The following is a 21,499-nucleotide window of genomic DNA, read 5'->3' on the forward strand; positions in this document are numbered from 1 at the left end:
TTTTTCAGTGGGGCCCGGGCATTTCGCCCGCGTTCTCGTCGAAGCGCTCGACGAGTGCGGCCCACCGAGGATCTATCTTCTCATGCCCGTGTCCGGGCTCGAGATCGGCCCACTTGACGCCGCAGTCGATGCAGAGCCCGGCGCAGTCTTCGGTGCACAGCGGGGCCAGCGGCAGGGCCAGCACGATCGCGTCGCGGACGGTGGGTTCGAGGTCGATCCGGTCGTCGACCAGCCGGGGGATCTCGTCCTCGTCGGTGGTCTCCTCGGTGGCCGAACCCGGGTAGGCGAACAGCTCCTGGACCTCGACCTCGACCTCTTCGGTCAGCGGGTCGAGGCAGCGGGCGCAGGCGCCCTTGGCGATCGCCGTGGCGGTGCCGCTGACCAGGACGCCTTCGACGACGGATTCGAGCATCAGGTCGAGCTCGAGCTCGGAACCCGCCTCGATGGTGATGACGTCGGGGACGCCGAGCGGCGTCTCCACCGGCACGCTGCGCTGGACGGCGCGGCTGAGGCCGGCGTGACGGCCGAGCTCACGGGTGTCGATCACCCAGGGGCTTCGGTCGTCGAGCTGGGGGGTCTTGTTCTCGGACATCCTGTCCAGGGTACGCAGTGGCCGCCAGTGGTTCGGGCCCGGGACGGTGCAGGCCGGGCCGGCAGGGGTGCGTGGAGGGTCGCGAGCGCGTGGCTGAGAAGCTCGTCACACCTGGTAGTCGTACAGCGTGGGCCGGCCGCCGCCGCTCGGGAGGTTGGCCGGGGAACGCAGGTGGTTGCGGCCCGAATCCACCGTTCGCAGCGTCGTCGCCAGCAGCTCCGAGAACTCCGCCAGCTTGCCGTCCACGTACGCGTCGCAGTCCTGGCGCTGGCGGTCGGCCTCCGCGTGGGCCTCGTCGACGATGCGGGCCGACTCGGCGTGGGCCGCCTGGACGACCTCCGTCTGGGCGACCAGCCTGGACTGCTCCGCGCGGCCGTCCTCGATGGCGCGGTCGTAGGCGTCGCGGCCGGCCTGGACCATGCGCTCGGACTCCGCGCGGGAGCGGTCGGTGAGGTTCTGGTACTCGGCCTGGCCCGCCGCGACCGTGCGGTCGGCCTGGTCGTGGGCGTCGGCGAGCATCGCTTCCGCGCGGGCGCGCGCGTCGGCCAGGATGCGCTCGGCCTCGTCGGTCGCCTCGGCGATCGTCCGCTCGGCCTCGGCGTTCGCGCCCGCCACCGCTTCGCCCGCTTCCTTGCGGGCGGCGTGGATCAGGTCGTCGCGCTTGTCGAGGACGTCCTGGGCGTCGTCGACCTCCGCCGGCAGTGCGTCGCGGACGTCGTCCAGGAGTTCCAGCACGTCGCCGCGCGGCACCACGCAGCTGGACGTCATCGGGACGCCGCGCGCCTCCTCGACGATGGTGACGAGCTCGTCGAGCGCCTCGAAAACCCGGTACACGGCAACTCCAATCCCCTGTCGCTGTGACCAGTCTGCCCGCTGCCCGCGCCGAACCGGTGAAGGCGCACGGCGCCGGGCGTGTCCTCCCCCGGCGCCGCGGCCGGAGATCAGGAGTTCAGGTCGACGCGCTTGAACGTGGCGTAGTGGTCGGGGGTGTAGGCCAGCTCGCCCGCCCCGCCCGAGATCACCCGGTCGTTCGTGCCCACCGCGAACAGCTTGTAGTAACCGGACGCGCAGGCCGGGAGCACGCCTTCGCGGTTCTCGTACGTCGTCCCCGCCGAGGTGCCGTTCCGGGCGCTGTCCACGACCGCGCGGGCCGCCGCCGAGAGCTGCGAGTAGCCGATCTTCGCCAGGCCGGACAGGTCGCCGCACGCGTGGGTGGTGCCGCCGCCGACATCGATCACCTGGAACGTCGCGTAGTGGTCGCCCGTGTAGAAGTACTCGCCGCCCGAGCCGGTCACGATGCGGCGCGTGCCGCGGGTGCTCGAACCCGGGGTCGGCACCGTGTACTCGTGGTAGTAGCCCGACGTGCAGGACGGGAGGATGCCTTCCCGGTTGTCGAAGACGACTCCGTCGTTCTTCGGGTACGGGAACGGGCCCCCCTTCTGGATCAGGTTGTACGTCGTCGTCGCCTCCGCCGGCAGCGACGAAAGCGCCTTGTGCGTGAAGCCCGACAGGTCCCCGCAGGAGTTCTGCTCCGCGACGGCGGGCGAACTCGTCACCGCTTCGGCGGCGGTGACCCCCGTGAACAACGTGGCCAGGAGCGCGAAGAGAACCGCGACCAGGCGTGATCGGTAGTTGGTCATTTTCGGACCGTAACCCGATCGAATGATCGTCAGAAGACGGGAACGTGAACTCCGCCACCCCGGGCGGCAAGTTCCGACGAACGTAGGGGGCCGAACGACGGGAACCGGGCGTCCCGGGTTGCGGGAAGTCCCTTGTGGAGGGTCAGGCCCCGAGCTTCGGGAACTTCTCCGTGAGGCGCTCGTAGACGATCGGCGGCACCAGGTGCTCGATGTCGCCGCCGAGCGCGGCGACCTCCTTGACCAGCGAGCTGGACACGAACCCGTACGCGGGGTTGTTCGCCATCAGCAGCGTCTCGACGCCGGTGAGCTCGCGGTTCATCTGCGCCATCTGCAGCTCGTAGTCGAAGTCGCTGACCGAGCGCAGGCCCTTGGCGATCGCCACGATGCCGTTGTCGCGGCAGTAGTCGACCAGCAGGCCTTCCCACGAGTCGATCCGCACGTTGCCGAGCTTCGCGGTGATCTCGCGGAGCATCTCGAGCCGCTCGGGGACCTCGAAGAGCCCCTTCTTCGACCGGTTCACCCCCACCGCGACGACGACCTCGTCGAACAGCTGGGCCGCCCGCTCGATGATGTCGAGGTGCCCGTTGGTGGCCGGATCGTAGGAACCGGGACAGACCGCACGCCGCATGGCGCGGACGCTACCGTGCCGCACCCCGTTTCCGCCGCGTGGCTCACGCCACAGGCGTGTACTCGGCCCAGAAGACCGCCGTGTCGCCGTACTTCTTCGCGCGCGAGGGCGCGAAGCCGGGCGGCCAGTCCGGCTCGCCGTCGCGGGCCGCGCGCTCGACCACCACCAGCGCCGCCCGGCCCAGCCAGCCGCCCGCGGCCAGCGCCGCCAGCACGGACCCGAGCGCCGCCGCGTCCACGGCGTAGGGCGGGTCGGCCAGCACCAGGTCGTAGGAAGCGGGCGCGGGCGCGGCGACGACGGCCTCGACCTGCCCGGCCCGGACGGTGCCGCCCAGGCCCAGCGCCGCGACGTTGCCGCGCAGCACCTCCACCGCGCGCCGGTCGGACTCCACGAACAGCGCGTCCGACGCGCCGCGCGAAAGCGCTTCGAGGCCGAGCGCTCCGGAGCCCGCGTAGAGGTCGAGAACGCGGGCGCCGTCCAGCTCCCCCGCCGTCTCCAGCGCGTTGAACAGGGCTTCCCGCACGCGTTCCGACGTCGGCCGGGTGCCCTTGGGCGGCACCTTGAGCCGCCGTCCGCCCGCCGTTCCGGCCACGATCCTGGTCACCCCCCGATTGTGCGGCAGCGCCTTGCGGGGCCGCGCCCCGCACCCCACGCCGGGGGCTCCGCCACCCGGACCCCCACCGGCATTCGATGACACGGGGCACTGATGGCCGGGACATCGGTGTGCGGGCGGAAGCCGACGCGTAGAGTCGTTCTTCGCCCTCGGAGGCGATCCAGAGCTGTCAAGGAGCCATGCGTGTCGGAACCTCGGGTCAGACGGGCCGAGATCGCCATCGAACAAGCCCACGTCGATCGCGTGTACACCCGTCTGGACGAACTGCGTGCCCAAGCCGAGGCGATGCGCACGAAGGGCTACGAGATCGGCCAGGGCGCGCAGCGCGAGGCGATCTTCGAACAGGCGTCGATGCTGTTCGAGCGGGACATGATGGTCTACCACGCCAATCAGACGCTCCAGACGCTCGACGCCGAGTACGAGGGGCTCGTCTTCGGCAGGCTCGACCACCTCGACGACGCCGAACGCACCTACGTCGGCAGGCTCGGCATCCGCGACGCCGAGTTCGACAACCTCGTCACGGACTGGCGCGCGCCGGCCGCGGCCGCGTTCTACCAGGCCACGGCCGAGGAGCCGATGGACGTCGTGCGGCGGCGCGTGATCCGCTGCTCCGGCCAGAACGTCCTCGACGTCGACGACGACGTGCTGATCGCCGACGCCGTGCCCGAGGACATGCAGATCGTCGGCGAAGGCGCGCTGATGGCCGCGCTGGGGCGTTCGCGCGGCGAACGCATGCGCGACATCGTCGCGACCATCCAGAAGGAGCAGGACGAGGTCATCCGGGCGCCGTGGCGCGGCGTCACCGAGATCACCGGCGGGCCGGGCACCGGCAAGACCGCCGTCGCGCTGCACCGCGCGGCCTACCTCCTCTACCGCTACCGCCGCCAGCTCGGCGGGGCCGGCGTGCTCGTGATCGGGCCGTCCGGCGTGTTCACCAGCTACATCTCGCGCGTCCTCCCCTCGATGGGGGAGACGAACGTCGAACTGCGCGCGCTCGGCGAGGTCCTCGACGGCCTGGAGGCGACGCGGCAGGACGCGGCGCCGCTCGCCGCGGTCAAGGGGTCGCTGCGGATGCGGAAGATCCTGCTGCGGGCGCTGCGGGACACCCCGCCGGAGGCACCCGACGAGATGCGGATCGTCTACCGCGGCGAAGTCCTGAAGCTGAACGCGCGCGACCTGGAGAAGGTGCGCCGCAAGGCCCACACGCAGGGCGCGCCGCCGAACCGGTCGCGGATCCGGGCCGCCGAGCTGCTGCTCGACGCGCTGGCGGCGAAGGCCGAGGAGTACGCGAAGGCCGACGGCAAGCCGTTCGAGCGGGCCGACCTGATCACCGAACTGGGCGAGCGGATCGACTTCCACCGGTTCCTGGTCGTGTGGTGGCCGGTGCTGTACCCGGCGCAGATCCTCAAGTGGCTGGGCGAGGAGAAGCGGCTCGCGGCGGCGTCGAAGGGCATCCTGAACCGCGGCGAGATCTCGATGCTGGCCGCGGACCTCGCGGACCGGTCGCGGGGCTGGTCGATCGCCGACGTGGCGCTGCTGGACGAGCTGCGCGTGCTGATCGGGCCGCCGCCGAAGCGCAAGCGCCGCCAGGTGATCGAGGTGGAGCCGCAGCGCTCCGGCGGGACACCGACGCGGCCCGAGCACTACGACGAGTACTCGCACGTGGTCGTGGACGAGTCGCAGGACCTCTCGCCGATGCAGTGGCGGATGGTCGGGCGGCGCGGCAAGTACGCGAGCTGGACCGTCGTCGGCGACCCGGTGCAGAGCTCCTGGCCGGACCCCGCGGAGGCGGCTCAGGCGCGCGACCAGGCGTTCGGCGTCAAGACCGCCCGCCGGCGGTTCACGCTGCGCACGAACTACCGGAACTCGGCGGAGATCTTCGACCTGGCGGCGAAGGTGGTGGCCGGGCACGCGGAGTCGGGCGAGCTGCCGGTGGCCGTGCGCAAGACGGGCGTGGAGCCGGAGGTCCGCCCGGTGGAGGCCACCGGCCTGGCGTCGGCGACGCAGGCGGCGGTGAAGGAGCTGCTGGGCGGGGTCGAGGGCACGGTCGGCGTCATCACGGCCATGGACCGGGTGCCGGAGGTCGCGGGCTGGCTGTCGGGGCAGGCGGACGAGCGGCTGAAGGTCGTCGGCAGCCTGGATTCGAAGGGCCTGGAGTACGACGCGGTGGTCCTCGTGGAGCCGAACGACCTGATCACCGAGTCGACGACCGGGCGGCGGGTGCTGTACGTGGCGCTGACCCGGGCGACGCAGCAGCTGATCGTGCTGGCCTCGAACCCGGACTGGCTGCCGCCGGCCTGACCTTCGCCCAGAGACGCTGAAGGGCCCCTTCGAGGGGCGGGAGGCGGGGTTCCCGTGCCCTTGAAGGGGCCCTTCAGACCCCCGGTGAAATGAACGTCTCGGGGACGTTTCCGTCCGAGGGCATGTCTAGCCGATCCGCGTTGTTCGGTGTCCGCGCGGCGCCACCGAACAACAACGCCGAACAACGTCAGGGGCAGGGCGGGGTGTAGTCGAGGCCCGGCAGGCTCGCCGTCCACTCGGCTTCGCTGATCCGGGGGGCCGCCACCGCGCAGATCCGCTCGGCCGCGCGGCCGGGATCGGTCTCCCACAGCCGCACCGTGCCGTCCGCGCCCGCTCCCGCCAGTGTGTGCCCGTCGGGCGCGTACTGCACGGCGTAGACGCGATCCCGTTCTTCGGGCAGCACCGCCGCCGGGGCCGCGGTGGCGACGTCCCACAGCCGGACCGACCGGTCGTAGCTGCCGGTGGCGAGCGTCCGGCCGTCGCCGCTGAAGGACACCGACATGACGATGTCGGTGTGCCCGGCCAGCACCGTGGCGACCGGCGCGGGGGTCGTGACGTCCCAGAGCCGGACCGTGCGGTCGGCGCTCGCGGTCGCGACGCGCTTGCCGTCGGGGCTGAAGGCGACCGAGAAGATCGTGTCGGTGTGGCCGTCGAGCTTCGCCAGCGTCCGCGGGGACCGCGGCGCGGAGACGTCCCAGAGCCGCGCGGTGTGGTCCCAGCCGGCGGTGGCGAGCGTGCGGCCGTCGGGGCTGAACGCGAGCGTGTGGACGTCGTCCTCGTGGCCCTCCAGCTCGGCGATCTCGACCGGGTGGAGGCGGTCGGCGAGGTCCCACAGCCGCGCGGTGTGGCCGTCGCCCGCCGTCGCGAGGAACCGGCCGTCCGGGCTGAAGGCGACCGCGTCGATGTCGTCGTGGTAGCGGTTGAACACCGTCGGCGGGCCCGGGTGCGCCGGGTCGGTGATGTCCCGCACCGCCATCGTGTGGTCCCAGCTGCCGGTGGCCAGCGTGCGGCCGTCCGGGCTGATCGCGACGCCGCAGACCGCGTTGCCGAACCCGCCGATCGTGGCGAGGAGCCGGGGCGCGGCCGGGTCCGCGCGGTCGTACAGCCGGACGGCTTCGTCGTAGCCGCTCGTGGCGAGCAGTCTGCCGTCGCGGCCGAAGGCGACGTGGCAGGCCTGGGCCGTGTGCGCCGGGATGCCGGGGCCGGGCAGGTCCCAGAGCCGGGCCGTCTGGTCGTCGCTGGCCGTGGCGAGGGTGCGGCCGTCGCGGGTGAACACCGCGGAGCCGACCACGCCGATGTGCCCGGGCAGGGCCAGCCGCTCGCGGGGCTGCTTCGGGTCGGTGACGTCCCACAACCGCGCAGTGCGGTCGAAGCCGGTGGTCGCGAGGGTGCGCCCGTCGGCGGTGAACGCGACCGAGCGCACGGTCGCCTTGTGCGCGGTGAGCGACGCCAGCTGCGCGGGCCGGGCCGGGTCGGTGACGTCCCACAGCCGCGCGGTCTGGTCCTGGCTCGCCGTGGCGAGGGTGTGCCCGCCGGGGCTGAACGCCACCGAGTGCACGACGTCGGTGTGCCCGGTGGCGACGCCGAGCTGCGTCCGCGAAGCGACGTCCCAGAGCCGCGCGGTCTTGTCGGCCGACGCGGAGGCGAGCAGCTTGCCGTCGGCGCTGAAGGCGAGGTTGTTGACGTAGGAGGTGTGCCCGGTCAGCTCGCCGAGCGGGCGCGGGCGGCCCGGGTCGGTGGTGTCGTAGAGCCGGAGCGTGCCGGTGACGTCGGCGGTCGCCAGCAGCGGCCCGGCCGGGCTGAAGGCGACGGCGTATGCCTTGCCTTCGTGCTTCTCGATCACGGTGCCGGGGCCGGGGCGCGCCGGGTCGGAGACGTCCCAGACGCGGACGGTGCCGTCGAAGCTCGCGGTGGCGGCGGTCCGGCCGTCGGCGGCGAAGGCGACGTTGTTGACGTTGGCGGTGTGCCCGCCGAGGGTGCCCAGCGGCACCGGGTGGTGCGGGTCGGCGATGTCCCACAGCCGCGCGGTGTTGTCCCAGCTCGCGGTGGCCATGACCCGGCCGTCCGGGCGGAGGGCGACGGTGTTGACGCGGCCGGTGTGCCCGGTGAGCCGGGTCGAATACGGCGTCGCGAACATGCCGAGGACGCTGCTGCGCTCGTCGGCGCCCGGGTCGAGGCGGTACGCGGCGAGCGCGAGCTGCGCGGCCAGCGCGGGGTTGGTCGCGCGCATGGCCAGCGCCTGGCTCGCGACCTTCTGCGCGAGCGCGTTGTTGCGCTGGTCGGTGGCCGTCGACTCGGCGCGCACGGCGTAGACGGTGGCGCCGACCGCGAAGACGAGCAGCACCGCGAGCAGCGCGACCAGCTGCCGCAGCCGCCGGGTGCGACGGCGGTCGCGCTCCCGCTCGGCGTGCTCGACGGCGAGGCTCGCGTCGAGGAACCGCCGTTCCCGCCGGGACAGCGCGGCGTCCTGGCGCGCGGCCCACTCCCGCGCGACGGCCAGCCGGGTGCCGCGGTAGAGCCAGCCGGGGTCTTCGTCGACGGACTCCCACGCGTCGGTCGCCTCGGTGAGCTGGCGGTGCACGCGCAGGCCTTCGCGGTCCTGCGTGAGCCACTCGCGCAGCCGTGGCCAGCCGCGGATGAGGGCTTCGTGGGCGATTTCGATGCCGGTGTCGTCGAGGGCGACCAGCCGGGCCGAAGCCAGCTCGCCGAGGACGACGGCGGTGTCTTCGTCGTCGGTGTCCAGCTCGGCGCGGCCGATCCGGCGCTTGGTGTCTTCGGTGCCTTCGCCGAGCGCGGTCATCCGGAGGAAGATCTGCCGGGCCAGCCGCTGCTGGCGGCCCGAGAGCTTCCCGAAGGTGCCTTCGGACGTCTGCGCGATGGCCCGCTCGATGCCGCCGGTCGACTCGTAGCCGGCCAGGGTGAGCGTGGTGCCGCGGCGCCGCCGCCACGTCTCCAGCAGCGCGTGCGAGAGCAGCGGCAGCACGCCGGGCTGGCCGGTGGCGTCCGCGACGAGCCGGGAGACCAGCGCGTTCTCGACGCGGTGTCCGGTGTCGACGGCGGGCCGCGAGATCGCCTGCCGGAGCTCCTCGGTGGTCATCGGGCCGACCAGGACCTGGGCGTCCTGCATCGCCTCGGCGAGCACCGCGTGCCGCGCGCAGTGGGTGTAGAAGTCGGTGCGGATGCCGAGCACCACGCGCGTCCGGCTGTCCGGGCCGGCGGTGGCGGCGACCAGCGCGTCGAGGAAGCGGGCCCGCTCCTGCTCGTCCTGGCAGAGCGTGAAGACCTCTTCGAACTGGTCGACGACGAGCACGACGTCCTCGGCGCCGTCGTCGGTCAGCTGGCGGGCGGCGAGGCCGAGGTTGCGCGGGTGCGCGGCGAAGTCGTCGAGCAGGGCGCCGGCCGGGACGCCGAGCGCGGCCGCGAACTTGACCGCGCACTCCTGCAGTGGCCGGGCGCCCGGGGTGAGCAGCACCACCGGGCCCTTGACGGCGGGCAGGAGGCCGGCGCGCAGCAGCGAGGACTTGCCCGAACCGGAGGCGCCGAGCACGGCGAGAAAACGTTGTCCCGCCAGTCGCGCGACGAGCTTTTCGATCAGCTTGTCCCGGCCGAAGAATCGCCGCGCATCAGCTGAGGTGAATGCGGACAGGCCGACGTAAGGCGGGATTTCCCCGGATTCGGGCTCGGGCGGTGAATCGGCACCGTCCCGGCGCGACTCTTCGGCGACGGCGTGCCACCGCTCTTCCCATTCCCCGGGGGCCCCGCCGCAGGCCCGGACGTAGGCCAGAGTGACGGCCAAGCTGGGGAGTTTCCGCCCACCGGCGGCTTCGGACAGCGTGCCGGCCGAGTAGTGCGCGCGCCGGCCGAGCTCGCGATAAGTGGGGTTCCCGGCGCTCTCGCGCAAACGCCGGAGATCGGCGGCGAATTCGGTCAGCAGATCGTCCCCGGGATCCAAGGGTCGCTCCGGACGCGGCACCCGTCCTCCTGTTTCTCTTTTTCCGGTTCGGCCACCGTATCCCCACTGCGGCCCGGCCCGTGGCCGTTCGGCGCGAACGGCGTGAAGATCGTCACCGGCGGCCGGGAAGCAATGCGGGCACCGGGGCGTTGGACCCGGTTGTGAGCTCACTGCCTGACGTGCCGCTGTCCGTGCTCGACCTGTCCCCCGTGTCGGAGGGGAACACCGTCGGCGAGACGCTGCGCAACACCCTGGACCTCGCCCGCGCCGCGGAACGGCTGGGCTTCAACCGCTACTGGCTGGCCGAGCACCACAACATGCCCGGCATCGCCAGCTCGGCGACGTCGGTGCTGATCGGCCACGTCGCCGACGCGACCGAGCGCATCCGCGTCGGCTCGGGCGGCGTGATGCTGCCCAACCACGCGCCCCTGGTGGTCGCCGAGCAGTTCGGCACGCTGGAGGCGTTCCACCCGGGCCGCATCGACCTCGGCATCGGCCGCGCCCCGGGCACCGACCAGCGCACGGCGCTCGCTCTGCGCGGCCCCGGCGGGCTGTCGGCGGACAACTTCCCCGAGCACCTGCAGGAGCTGATCGGCTACTTCACCCACTCGGAGGCCCGCGGCGTCAACGCGGTGGTCGCCGAGGGCAACCAGCCGCCGGTGTGGCTGCTGGGTTCGAGCGGCTTCAGCGCCCAGCTCGCCGGGCGTCTCGGGCTGCCGTTCTCGTTCGCGCACCACTTCGCGGCGGAGAACACGATCCCGGCTGTGCAGCTGTACCGGGAGAACTTCCAGCCTTCTCCGGTTCTTTCCGAGCCGTACGTGATGCTCGGCGTGTCCGTGGTCGCGGCGGAGACGGACGAGCGCGCGCAGTTCCTGGCGGGGCCGTCGGGGCTGACGTTCCTGAGCCTGCGCCGCGGGCGGCCGATCGCGCTACCGACGCCGGAGGAAGCCGCGGAGTACCCGTACACGGAGATGGACCGGGCGTTCCTGGCCGAGCGGTTCGGGTCGAGCATCGTCGGCTCGCCGGAGACGGTCCAGAAGGGGTTCGAGCAGCTGCTCGGCGACACGGGCGCGGACGAGCTGATGATCACGACGATGGTGCACGGGCACGCGGACCGGGTGCGGTCGTACGAACTGGTGGCCGGCCTCAAGTCCTGAGTGCCGGCTCGCGCGCCTTCCCGGCCTGACACGGCCCGGCGGCCGCTGGACGTGCGGCTACCGAGCCGGCGCGGGGAGGTCATGAACGACCCTTTCACCTCGCCAGACGCAGTGAAAGAGTCGTTCACGACCACCCGGCCCCACCCGGGAGCCCGATCCGAACGTCGCCAACGACCCATACGAGACCACCAACGTCCCTAATGAGTCGTTCGCGGCAGCCGGGGCCGAGGCGCAACTCCGGACGTACGCGGCTGCCGAGCCGCCCCGGGACGTCATGAACGACCCTTTCACCTCGCCAGACGCAGTGAAAGAGTCGTTCATGACCTCCCCACCCCCTGCAAGCCCAACCCGAACGTCGCGAATGACCCATTCGAGACCACCGACGCCCCCAGTGAGTCATTCGCGGCAGCGGGGCCGAGGCGCAACTCTGGACGTGCGGCACACGGGGACCTACCCTCCCCGCGTGGCCGTCCAGCCCGGTGTTCCGGTGAGCGGGAATGGTCACGACCGTGCAGGTCGCACCGCGGCACCAGACTCACAGAGCGATTTTCTTTCCCTTCGCTGACAACAAGATCCGATCCGTTTGTCAGTACTCGACAAGAAATGCGCGGTTACCAGCCCGTGACCGCGTGATCCTGCTCAAGTTCTTGTCTCCCAGCAGGGCCGTCGTTAGCGTACCGACCAGTAGGAAACGGCACGGCGTCCCCCGAGACCGTGAATGGCCGACAATTGTTACCCCGTTCGGACCATTTCCCTTTGCTCACCTCGGGTGTATTCGGCGTGCCGCCGAAACCGCTGGGGAGGCACACGAATGGCCGAACGGACGACGACGACGTCGTTCCCCGGGGCCGCCGCGCTGCGGCAGACCGGACGGCTCTACGGGCTGGGGCTCGACGTCGTCCGGCTGACGTTCCGCCGCCCGTTCCAGGTGCGTGAGCTGATCCAGCAGTTCTGGTTCATCGCGAGCGTCTCGATCCTGCCGACCGCGCTGGTCTCCATCCCGTTCGGCGCGGTGATCGCGCTGCACATCGGGTCGCTGACCACGCAGATCGGCGCGCAGTCGTTCACCGGCGCGGCGAGCGTGCTCGCGATCATCCAGCAGGCCAGCCCGATCGTCACCGCGCTGCTCATCGCCGGCGCCGGCGGCAGCGCGATGTGCGCCGACCTCGGTTCGCGGACCATCCGCGAAGAGATCGACGCCATGGAGGTCCTCGGGGTCTCGCCCGTGCAGCGGCTGATCGTGCCGCGGGTGCTGGCCGCGATGGGGGTCGCGATCTTCCTCAACGGCATGGTCAGCGTCGTCGGCGTGCTCGGCGGCTACTTCTTCAACGTGATCATGCAGCACGGGACGCCGGGCGCGTACCTGGCGAGCTTCTCCGCGCTGGCCCAGCTGCCCGACCTGTGGATCAGCGAGATCAAGGCGCTGATCTTCGGCTTCGTCGCCGGGGTCGTGGCCGCCTACCGCGGGCTGAACCCCAAGGGCGGGCCGAAGGGCGTCGGCGACGCGGTGAACCAGTCCGTGGTCATCACGTTCCTGCTGCTGTTCGTGCTGAACCTGGTGCTCACCACCGTGTACCTGCAGCTCGTGCCGCCGAAGGGGAGCTGACCGATGGTGACCACCACGCCGGCCGCCAGGGTCCGCGAAGCCGTCGACCGCCGGTTCGGCTTCCTCGACACCCTCGGCGACCAGATCCTCTTCTTCCTGCGCGCGATCGCCTGGATCCCGCGGGCGATCCGCCGGTACCTGCGCGAGATCGTGCGCCTGCTCGCCGAAGTCAGCTTCGGCAGCGGGGCGCTGGCCGTCATCGGCGGCACGATCGGCGTGATGATCGGGATGACCGTCGCCACCGGCACGGTCGTCGGCCTCCAGGGCTACTCCGCGCTCAACCAGGTCGGGACGTCGGCGTTCGCCGGGTTCGTCTCCGCCTACTTCAACACCCGCGAGATCGCGCCGCTGGTCTCCGGCCTCGCCCTGTCCGCCACCGTCGGCTGCGGCTTCACCGCGCAGCTCGGCGCGATGCGGATCTCCGAGGAGATCGACGCCCTCGAAGTCATGGGCATCCCCAGCGTCCCGTACCTGGTGACGACGCGGGTGATCGCCGGCTTCCTCGCCGTCATCCCGCTCTACGCCATCGGGCTGCTCTCGAGCTACCTCGCCTCGCGGCAGATCACGGTGTGGTTCTTCGGCCAGTCCGCGGGGACCTACGACCACTACTTCCTGCTGTTCCTGCCCCCCGGCGACGTCTTGTGGTCGTTCGGGAAGGTGCTGGTGTTCAGCGTCGTCGTGGTCCTGGCGCACTGCTACTACGGCTTCCGCGCGAGCGGCGGCCCGGCCGGTGTCGGTGTCGCGGTGGGCCGCGCGGTCCGCACCGCGATCGTCGCGATCAGCGTGCTCGACTTCTTCCTGTCACTGGCCATCTGGGGCGCGACGACGACCGTGCAGGTGGCCGGATGAGACGGGACACCCGCCGCAAGGCCGGGATCCGCACCGCGGGCGTGCTGTTCCTGGTGGTGATGGGCGTGCTCGTCACGCTCTCCATCAAGATCTACGACAAGGACTTCGTCAGCACGGTCCCGGTGACGCTCAAGACGAGCCGCATCGGCAACCAGCTGTCCGCGGGCGGGCAGGTCAAGGCCCGCGGCGTGCTCGTCGGGGAGATCCGCGACGTCCGGGCGACGCCGCAGGGCGCCGAGATAGCGCTTGCCCTGGAGCCGGGCAAGGTGGACATGCTGCCGCGCACCGTTTCCGCGTTGCTCGTGCCGAAGACGCTGTTCGGCGAGCGGTACGTCCAGCTGTCCATCCCGGACGGTGCCCGCGCCCCGCACCTGACCGCCGGCGACACGATCGAGCAGGACCGCTCGGCGAACGCGATCGAGCTGGAACGCGTCTTCGACAACCTGCTCCCGGTGCTGCAAGCCGTCCAGCCGCAGAAGCTCGCGACCACGCTGACCGCGGTTTCCACGGCGCTGCAGGGCCGCGGCGAGCAGCTCGGGCAGACGATCGGCACCGCGGACGCGTACCTGAAGAACTTCAACCCCGACCTTCCCCAGCTGACGTCGGACATCCGCGACCTCGCCACCGTCTCGAACCTCTACGGCGACATCGCCCCCGACCTCCTGGACGCGCTCACCTCCTCCGCCGTCACGCTGAACACCGTCAAGGAGAAGCAGAGCGAGCTGGCCGGGGTCTACCAGCAGGTGACGTCGTCCTCGCAGGAGGTCACGGCCTTCCTGGCGAACAACCGCGACAACCTCATCTCCCTGGCCGCCGACAGCCGCGCGCCGCTGGAGGTCGCCGCGAAGTACTCCCCCAGCTTCGTCTGCACCCTCGCTTCGCTGAACGCACTGAGGAAATCCATGGACCAGGTGCTCGGCGCCGGCACCGGCCAGCCGGGCCTGCACGCCGACGTCGCGATCACCGCCGACAGCGGCAAGTACCTCCCCGGCAAGGACGACCCGCGCTACACCGCGGGCGGCGAGCCGCGCTGCTACCCCTCCGGCGTGGCCCCGACGACCGGCACCGCCGCCGCGGCGCCGGGTTCCACCGGGCACCCGCTGCTGACCGGCGGGCAGGGCGACCTCGGCGTCGCCAACTCACCGCAGGAGGAACAGCTGCTGGCCACCCTGGTCGCGCCCTCGATCGGGGTGCCGTCCGCCGACGTCCCGGCGTGGAGCAGCGTGCTCGTCGGCCCGCTCTACCGCGGCACGGAGGTGAAGCTCAAGTGAGGAACATCGCCTCCCCGCTGATCAAGAGCCTGATCTTCATCGCCGTCACCGCGCTCGCGACGGCGCTGCTGGCCGTGTCCATCACGAACACCGGCGTCGGCGCCGGCGAGCGTTACACGGCGAAGTTCCTCGACGCGACCTCGCTCAACGTCGGCGACGACGTCCGCATCTCCGGCGTCCGCGTCGGCCAGGTCGAATCCCTCGACATCAGCGACCGCAACCGGGCGCTGATCGCCTTTTCCCTCGACCAGGGGCGCCGGCTGCCCGCCGACGTGAAGGCGGTCATCAAGTACCGCAACATGGTCGGCCAGCGCTACATCGCGCTGGAGCGCGGGAGCACCGGGACCCGGGAGCAGCTGCCCGAGGGCGGGGAGATCCCGCTGTCGCGCACCACCCCGGCACTCGACCTCACCGATCTCTTCAACGGGTTCAAGCCGCTGTTCCAGGCGCTCTCGCCGAACGACGTCAACGAGCTGTCCGGCGAGATCGTCCAGGTGCTGCAGGGCGAAGGCGGCACCGTCGAAAGCCTGCTGGCCCACACCGGCTCGCTGACCACCACCCTCGCCGGGCGCGACAAGGTGATCGGCGAGGTGATCGGGAACCTCAACTCGGTGCTGAAGACGGTCAACGGCAAGGGTGACGCGCTGGCGAACCTCGTGTCCACGCTGCGGCAGCTGGTGTCCGGGCTGGCCGGCGACCGCGCCGCGATCGGCGACGCGATCAGCGGCATCGGCGACCTCACGCAGTCCACCGCCGGGTTGTTCGAGCAGGCCCGGCCGCCGCTGAAGGACAGCATCGCCGGGCTGAAGGGCCTCGCCGGCAACCTGGTCCAGAACCAGTCCGATGTGGACAGCTTCCTGACCAACCTCCCGGTGAAGTTCACCGAAATCGGCCGGGTCGCCTCCTACGGCTCGTGGATGAACTTCTTCCTCTGCACCGGGGTCCTGGAAACCTCACCCCCGCGTGGCGTGATCGTCCCCACCGCGAGGTGCTCGTCGTGAAGTCCTTCAAGGAACGCAATCCCCTCGTCCTCGGCGTGCTGGGCAGCGTCGCGCTGGCCGCGCTGCTGACCGTCACGTTCAACTACGACAACCTGCCGATCGTCGGCGGCGGCACGACCTACGAGGCCGAGTTCTCCGAAGCCGCCGGGCTGCAAGCGGACGACGAGGTCCGGGTCGCCGGCATCAAGGTCGGCGAGGTCCGGGACGTCGAGCTGGCCGACGACCACGTCCTCGTCTCCTTCCGGGTCAAGAACGCCTGGATCGGCGACCGCACGTCGGCCGAGATCAAGATCAAGACGTTGCTGGGCCGCAAGTTCCTCGCGCTGAACCCGACCGGCGACGACGTCCAGGACCCGGACCGGCCGATCCCGCGGACCCGGACGGTCACGCCCTACGACGTCACCGACGCCTTCAACGGCCTCGCCGACACCGTCGGCGCGATCGACACCAAGCAGCTCGCGGACAGCTTCACCACGCTGTCGGACACCTTCCGCAACTCCCCCGAGCACGTCCGCAGCGCGCTCGACGGGCTTTCCCAGCTCTCGCAGACGGTGTCCAGCCGCGACGGCCAGATCGCCGAACTCCTCGCGAACGCGCGGCAGCTCACCACGACGCTGGCGAACTCGAACGACGACTTCGAGAAGCTCATCGACGACGGGAACCTCTTGCTCACCGAGCTCAACCGGCGCCGCGACGCGATCCACGACCTGCTCACCGGTTCGGCGCGCCTCGCCGAGCAGCTCAGCGGGCTGGTGAAGGACAACGCCGGTCAGCTCAAGCCCGCGCTGCAGGCGCTGAACCAGGTGACCGACCTGCTCAAGCGGCAGAACGACAACCTGACCCAGGGCCTGCAGCTGGCCGGGCCGTACTTCCGGGTGGTCACCAACACGACCGGCAACGGCCGCTGGATCGACGCCTACCTCTGCGGCCTGATCCCCGAGAACCACGACCCGTGCACCGTGCCGAAGAACCCGGGAGGCACGAAGTGAGCGCGCTGACCACCACCCGCGCCGGCGTCCTGACGAGCCGGTTCATCGCCGCCGCCCTGCTGCTCGCCCTCGTCGTGACCGCGGCGCTGTGGTGGGTGTTCGCCGGCAGCGGGCAGCACCACGTGACCGCCTTCTTCACCCGCGCGGTCGGCGTCTACCCCGGCTCCGACGTCCGGGTGCTCGGCGTCCGGATCGGCCAGGTCGACGCGGTCACCCCGCGCGGTGAGCAGGTGCAGGTGGACATGTCCGTCGACGGCTCGGTCGGGGTCGCCGAGGACACCACGGTCCTGGTGATCGCGCCCAGCGTCGTCGCCGACCGGTACGTCCAGTTCGCCAAGCCGGCCCGCGGCGGGCCGCGGCTGCCGAACGGCGCGTCGATCCCGGTGCAGCGCACCGCGACCCCGGTGGAACTGGACCAGCTCTACGCCAGCCTCGACTCGCTGTCGAAGGCGCTCGGCCCGAACGGCGCCAACTCCCAGGGCGCGCTGTCGGACCTGCTCAAGACCGGCGCGCAGAACCTGCAGGGCAACGGCCGCGCGTTCAACGACAGCGTGCGCAACTTCGCGCAGCTGGCGCGCACGCTGGCCGGGAACTCGGGCGACCTGTTCGGCACGGTCGACGAGCTCCAGCGGTTCACCACCATGCTGGCCACGAACGACCAGCAGGTCGGCAGCGTGAACCAGCAGCTCTCGCAGATCTCCGGCACGCTGGCCGCCAACAGCGGCGAGCTGGCGCGGGCCCTCGACGGCCTCGGCCGCGCGCTCGCCGACGTCCAGGGGTTCATCCGGGACAACCGCGGCGCACTCAAGTCCAATGTGGACAACCTGGTGACGACCACGCGGACGCTCGTCGAACAGCGCGCCTCGCTGGCCGGCACGATCGACGCCGTCCCGCTGGCCGTGACGAACGTGCTGAACGCGGTCGATCCGGCCACCGGGCGGCTGCGCGGCCGCGAGAACATCGACTACTACCTCGAGCCGCTGCCGCTGCCGGTCACCGGCGACGTCTACACCAACGGGGGTGGCCGGTGAAGCGGATGCTCGCCACCGCGGCCGTCGGGTGCCTGCTGCTCGCGGGCTGCTCGTCCGGTGAGTTCAAAGGCGTCTACGACCTGCCGCTGCCCGGCGGCGCCGACGTCGGCGACCACCCGTACTCCGTGACCGTGCAGTTCGCCGACGTGCTCGACCTGGTGCCGCAGGCCGCGGTGAAGGTCGGCGACGTCCCGGTCGGGCGGGTGCGGGAGGTCCGGCTCGGCGGCGACGGCTGGACGGCCGAAACCGTGCTGGAGGTCAACGGCGACGTCGTGCTGCCCGCCAACGCGATCGCGCGGCTGCGCCAGTCCAGCCTGCTCGGCGAGAAGTTCGTCGAGCTGGCCGCCCCGGACGGCGCGTCGTCCGGTCCCGGGGTCGCGCGGCTGGCGGACAAGGCCACGATCACCGTGGACCGCACCAACCGCAACCCCGAGTTCGAAGAGATCTTCGGCGCCCTTTCGCTGCTGCTCAACGGCGGCGGCATCGGGCAGCTGCAGACGATCAACCGCGAGCTGTCGAAGGTGATGGACGGCAACGAGGGGCAGATCCGCTCGTTCCTGTCCGGGGTGAACACCCTGATGACCGACCTCGACGCGCACCGCTCGGACATCACCGAGGCCCTCGACGGGATGAACCGGCTGTCGGCGACGCTCGCGAACCGCCACAGCCAGGTCTCCGGCGCGCTGACCGACCTGACGCCCGGACTGCGGTCGCTGACCGACCAGCGCACCCAGCTCGTCTCGATGCTGCAGGCGCTCGACCGGCTCTCGACCGTGGCCACCGACGTCGTCGACCGCAGCCGCGACGACATGGTCGCGGACCTGCGCGCGCTCGCGCCGATCCTGGGCCAGCTGGCCGCGGCCGGGGAGAACCTGCCGCAGTCGCTGCAGCTGCTCCCGACGTTCCCCTTCCCGGATTCGGTGCTGCCCGCGGTGAAGGGCGACTACATCAACGCGTTCGCCTCGATGATCCCGGCGCCCGGTGTGCCGCTGCCCGCGCCCGGCGAGGGCGTGCCGCCGGGCTTGCCGCCGCTCCCGCTCACCTCGGGAGGTCAGTGATGCTCACGCGCAGAGTGCGGGTCCAGGTCGTCCTGTTCGTCGTGATCGCGCTGGCCACGACGGCGTTCGTCGGCGCGAACTACGCCGGTCTCGGCCGGCTGTTCGGCTCCGGCAGCTACACGGTCAAGCTGGAGCTGGCCGAAGGCGGCGGGCTGTTCACCAACGGTGAGGTGACCTACCGCGGCGTCGCCGTCGGCCGGGTCGGCGAGCTGCGGCTCACCCTGACCGGGACCGAAGCCGACCTGCTCATCGACGACGGCGCCCCGCCCATCCCGGCGGACTCCCGCGCGGTGGTGGCGAACCGGTCGGCGGTCGGCGAGCAGTACGTCGACCTGCAGCCGCGCACCTCGGGCGGGCCCTTCCTGAGCGGGGACTCGGTCATCCGGCGCGAGTCGACCACGCTGCCGCTGCCGGTCAACAGCCTGCTGACCGACCTGGACTCGTTCACGGCGTCGGTGCCGACGCAGGACCTGCGCACGGTGGTGAACGAGCTCGACGACGCCCTGCGCGGCGCCGGCCCGGACCTGCAGACGCTGCTGGACTCGGCGACGGCGTTCACCCAGCAGGCGAGCGCGCACCTGCCGCAGACGTCGAAGCTGATCGGCGACGGCGCGACCGTGCTGCGCACCCAGGTCGGCTCCTCGGCGGAGTGGCGCTCGTTCAGCGGCAACGCCCGCGTGTTCGCCCAGCAGCTGGCCAGGTCCGACGGCGACCTGCGGCGCCTGATCGCGACCGCGCCCCCGGCGGCGACGGAGCTTTCGTCGCTGCTGAAGGAGAACGACCCGGGCCTGCCGATCGTGCTGGCCAACCTCCTGACGACGGCGCGGGTGTTCGGCACCCGCACGGCGGCGGAGGAGACGCTGCTGGCGAACGTCCCCCGCGCGGTGGCGGCGGTCGGCTCGGCCATCGACGAGCAGCACCACGAGCTGCGGATGGGGCTGGTGCTGAACTTCGACAACCCGCCTTCGTGCCTGGCGGGCTACGAGGACACCCCGCACCGGTCGAGCAGGGACCTTTCGCCGTTGCCGCTGAACACCGACGCGGCGTGCACGCTGCCGTACGGCAACGAGAGCTCGGTGCGCGGCACGCAGAACGCGCCGCACCCACCGGTCCCGGACGCGGTGCCGGTGGGCCCGCTGACGATCGGCACGCAGGCGACGAAGACGAGCCTCGAGGAGATGCTGTGGCTGCGCTGAAACGGGGAGCGGCAGCGATCACCCTGGCCGCGGCGGTCTTCGCGGGCTGGTCGGGCTGGTCCTGGTACGCGTCGGCCCACGAACCGGCGGTGACCTACGGTGCCGCGCGGGACGAGGCCCTGGCGAGCGGCCGGACACTGGTGGCGGAGCTGAACAGCCTGGACTACCACGACGTCGAGGGCGGCCTGGGACGCTGGCTGTCGGCGTCGACGGGCCCGCTGCACGACCAGCTGGCCCGGACGGACGCGCGGACGAAGCAGGCACTGGCGGCGAACTCGACGGTGTCGACGGGGCGGGTCCTGGACGCCGCGCTGAGCGAGCTGGACGAGCACGCGGGAACGGCGAAGATGCTGGCCTCGGTGGAGATCACGATGGCGAAGCAGGGAGTGGCCCCGGCGGTGAAGCGGAACCGTTTCGCCGCGGCGCTGAGCCGGACGCCGGACGGGTGGAAGCTGAGCGCGCTCGACCAGCTGGCGGTGGGGTCCCGATGAACCGGGCGAAGACGGTGGCCGAGGCGGGCCTCGAGACGGGTGCCGAGCTGAGTGGCCTGGACGAGGCCATCGCGACCGCCGACGCAGGTGGCCCCACCACCCCAGCCCCGATCACGCCCGCCACGTCGAGCGGCGAAGGCGAGGAGCAGGCCTCACCTACCACGACCGGCAGCGAAGCCGAGCCGAGCGACCTGGCCGCCGAGGGCGAGCCGAGCGCCGCATCGGGCCGCGAACGCGAGTCGGACGGCTCGGTGCCCGAGGGCGCCGAAGCCGAACCGGGCGCTGTGGCCGCGGAGGAGCCGGCCGCTCCCACCACCGCTACCGGCGGTGAGCTGGGTGACCCCGCGGCCGAGGGTGAGCCGAGCGACCCGGCCGCCGAAGGCGAGCCGAGCGCCGCATCGGGCCGCGAACGCGAGTCGGACGGCTCGGTGCCCGAGAGCGAACCGGGCGCTGTGGCTGCCGACGAGCCGGCCACTCCCACCACCGCTACCGGCGGTGACCTGGGCGACCCCGCGGCCGAGGGTGAGCCTGAAGCCGAGACCTCCCCCGCCAAGCCCCGACCGGCCTGGCTCCAGCTGCCCGCCCTCCTCCTCGCCGCCGCCCTCGTCCTCGCCGGGGCCGGGGCCTGGTTCACCGTCGAAGCCCGCTCCGCCGCCGGCACCTCCGCCGGCGCCAACCTCGCTCTCACCGATGTCGGGGCGACCGCCGAGGTCACCTCCGCGATCACCGTCGCCGTGAACCGGGTCTTCTCCTATTCCTACGATCGGACCGACGTCACCGAAAAGGCCGCCGCCGCGGTGCTCCGGGGCGCCGCCAAGGATTCGTACGACAAGCTCTTCGCCCAAGTGCGGGCGAAAGCACCCGAGCAGAAACTCGTCCTCACTTCGCGCGTTTCGGCGATAGCAGTACAAGAACTCCGCGACAATCACGCGCGGTTACTCGTCTTTCTCGATCAATCAGCCGTACGGGCCGACAACAATGCGACCGACAACGCCGCGGCGCAGCTTTCCGTAACCGCGGAACGCGCCGACGGCACCTGGGTCATCACCGCACTCGAACCGCGCTGAACCACCGCAGAACCACCGCTGAACCACCAGCACTTCACCGTTTCCGGGAGCACCCGG

Annotated in this window: 18 protein-coding genes; 12 read left to right on the plus strand and 6 right to left on the minus strand. The window is 71.6% G+C overall.

The annotated features are described in order from the left end of the window. Window positions 1-4: 4 nt before the first annotated feature. From AB0B33_RS21005 to rsmD, 5 genes are all read right to left on the minus strand, one after another. On the minus strand, window positions 5-592 hold the full coding sequence (locus tag AB0B33_RS21005) for a YceD family protein (protein ID WP_247013291.1): 588 nt from the start codon (window positions 590-592) through the stop codon (window positions 5-7). Between the two features lie 105 nt (window positions 593-697). Beyond that, window positions 698-1,426, minus strand: a complete 729-nt coding sequence (locus AB0B33_RS21010; RefSeq protein WP_247013293.1) for a DivIVA domain-containing protein — start codon at window positions 1,424-1,426, stop codon at window positions 698-700. A gap of 107 nt (window positions 1,427-1,533) precedes the next feature. Next, the gene (locus tag AB0B33_RS21015) at window positions 1,534-2,232 is read right to left on the minus strand and encodes a ribonuclease domain-containing protein (RefSeq protein ID WP_247013295.1); all 699 of its coding nucleotides are present in this window, start codon (window positions 2,230-2,232) and stop codon (window positions 1,534-1,536) included. Between the two features lie 142 nt (window positions 2,233-2,374). Beyond that, window positions 2,375-2,860 (minus strand): pantetheine-phosphate adenylyltransferase, encoded by a 486-nt coding sequence (gene coaD, locus AB0B33_RS21020; protein WP_247013297.1) that lies wholly within the window; start codon window positions 2,858-2,860, stop codon window positions 2,375-2,377. Window positions 2,861-2,903: 43 nt separating this feature from the next. Continuing rightward, window positions 2,904-3,464 carry a 16S rRNA (guanine(966)-N(2))-methyltransferase RsmD gene (rsmD, locus tag AB0B33_RS21025; RefSeq protein WP_247013299.1) on the minus strand — a complete coding sequence of 187 codons (561 nt, stop codon included), beginning with the start codon at window positions 3,462-3,464 and terminating at the stop codon, window positions 2,904-2,906. 192 nt (window positions 3,465-3,656) lie between these two features. On the opposite strand from rsmD, the gene AB0B33_RS21030 reads away from it, so the two are divergent. Continuing rightward, a complete protein-coding gene (locus tag AB0B33_RS21030) occupies window positions 3,657-5,774 on the plus strand; it encodes an ATP-binding domain-containing protein (RefSeq protein WP_360774213.1) in 2,118 nt (705 codons plus the stop codon). A 187-nt stretch (window positions 5,775-5,961) separates the two neighbouring features. Here AB0B33_RS21030 and AB0B33_RS21035 read toward each other — a convergent pair whose 3' ends face one another. Then, window positions 5,962-9,726, minus strand: coding sequence for a hypothetical protein (locus tag AB0B33_RS21035; RefSeq protein ID WP_360774216.1), 3,765 nt, complete (start codon window positions 9,724-9,726; stop codon window positions 5,962-5,964). Between the two features lie 161 nt (window positions 9,727-9,887). Between AB0B33_RS21035 and AB0B33_RS21040 the strand changes: the two genes are divergently transcribed. The 11 genes from AB0B33_RS21040 (at window position 9,888) to AB0B33_RS21090 (ending at window position 21,442) form a co-directional block, all read left to right on the plus strand. Then, window positions 9,888-10,883: an LLM class flavin-dependent oxidoreductase gene (locus AB0B33_RS21040; protein ID WP_360774219.1), complete on the plus strand. Its 996-nt coding sequence runs from the start codon at window positions 9,888-9,890 to the stop codon at window positions 10,881-10,883. 811 nt (window positions 10,884-11,694) lie between these two features. Further along, complete coding sequence (locus AB0B33_RS21045; RefSeq protein ID WP_360774222.1) at window positions 11,695-12,489, plus strand: ABC transporter permease; 795 nt, start codon at window positions 11,695-11,697, stop codon at window positions 12,487-12,489. Window positions 12,490-12,492: 3 nt separating this feature from the next. Further along, window positions 12,493-13,338 (plus strand): ABC transporter permease, encoded by an 846-nt coding sequence (locus AB0B33_RS21050; RefSeq protein WP_247013306.1) that lies wholly within the window; start codon window positions 12,493-12,495, stop codon window positions 13,336-13,338. Then, window positions 13,335-14,609 carry an MCE family protein gene (locus tag AB0B33_RS21055; protein ID WP_360774226.1) on the plus strand — a complete coding sequence of 425 codons (1,275 nt, stop codon included), beginning with the start codon at window positions 13,335-13,337 and terminating at the stop codon, window positions 14,607-14,609. The genes AB0B33_RS21050 and AB0B33_RS21055 overlap by 4 nt, the downstream gene beginning before the upstream one ends. Next, window positions 14,606-15,610, plus strand: coding sequence for an MCE family protein (locus AB0B33_RS21060; RefSeq protein ID WP_360774229.1), 1,005 nt, complete (start codon window positions 14,606-14,608; stop codon window positions 15,608-15,610). Before AB0B33_RS21055 ends, AB0B33_RS21060 begins: the two co-directional genes overlap by 4 nt. Next, a complete protein-coding gene (locus tag AB0B33_RS21065; RefSeq protein ID WP_360774232.1) occupies window positions 15,607-16,599 on the plus strand; it encodes an MCE family protein in 993 nt (330 codons plus the stop codon). The genes AB0B33_RS21060 and AB0B33_RS21065 overlap by 4 nt, the downstream gene beginning before the upstream one ends. Then, a complete protein-coding gene (locus AB0B33_RS21070; protein ID WP_360774235.1) occupies window positions 16,596-17,630 on the plus strand; it encodes an MCE family protein in 1,035 nt (344 codons plus the stop codon). Before AB0B33_RS21065 ends, AB0B33_RS21070 begins: the two co-directional genes overlap by 4 nt. A gap of 5 nt (window positions 17,631-17,635) precedes the next feature. After that, entirely contained in the window at window positions 17,636-18,688 is a 1,053-nt protein-coding gene (locus AB0B33_RS21075) for an MCE family protein (protein ID WP_360774821.1), read from the plus strand. Then, on the plus strand, window positions 18,688-19,884 hold the full coding sequence (locus AB0B33_RS21080) for an MlaD family protein (protein ID WP_247013316.1): 1,197 nt from the start codon (window positions 18,688-18,690) through the stop codon (window positions 19,882-19,884). The genes AB0B33_RS21075 and AB0B33_RS21080 overlap by 1 nt, the downstream gene beginning before the upstream one ends. Beyond that, window positions 19,872-20,375 carry a hypothetical protein gene (locus tag AB0B33_RS21085; RefSeq protein WP_360774238.1) on the plus strand — a complete coding sequence of 168 codons (504 nt, stop codon included), beginning with the start codon at window positions 19,872-19,874 and terminating at the stop codon, window positions 20,373-20,375. The genes AB0B33_RS21080 and AB0B33_RS21085 overlap by 13 nt, the downstream gene beginning before the upstream one ends. Continuing rightward, a complete protein-coding gene (locus AB0B33_RS21090) occupies window positions 20,372-21,442 on the plus strand; it encodes a hypothetical protein (RefSeq protein ID WP_360774241.1) in 1,071 nt (356 codons plus the stop codon). Before AB0B33_RS21085 ends, AB0B33_RS21090 begins: the two co-directional genes overlap by 4 nt. Window positions 21,443-21,499 lie beyond the last annotated feature (57 nt).

The sequence above is a fragment of the Amycolatopsis sp. NPDC049159 genome (assembly GCF_040648295.1).
Classification (GTDB): Bacteria; Actinomycetota; Actinomycetes; order Mycobacteriales; family Pseudonocardiaceae; genus Amycolatopsis; species Amycolatopsis pretoriensis_A.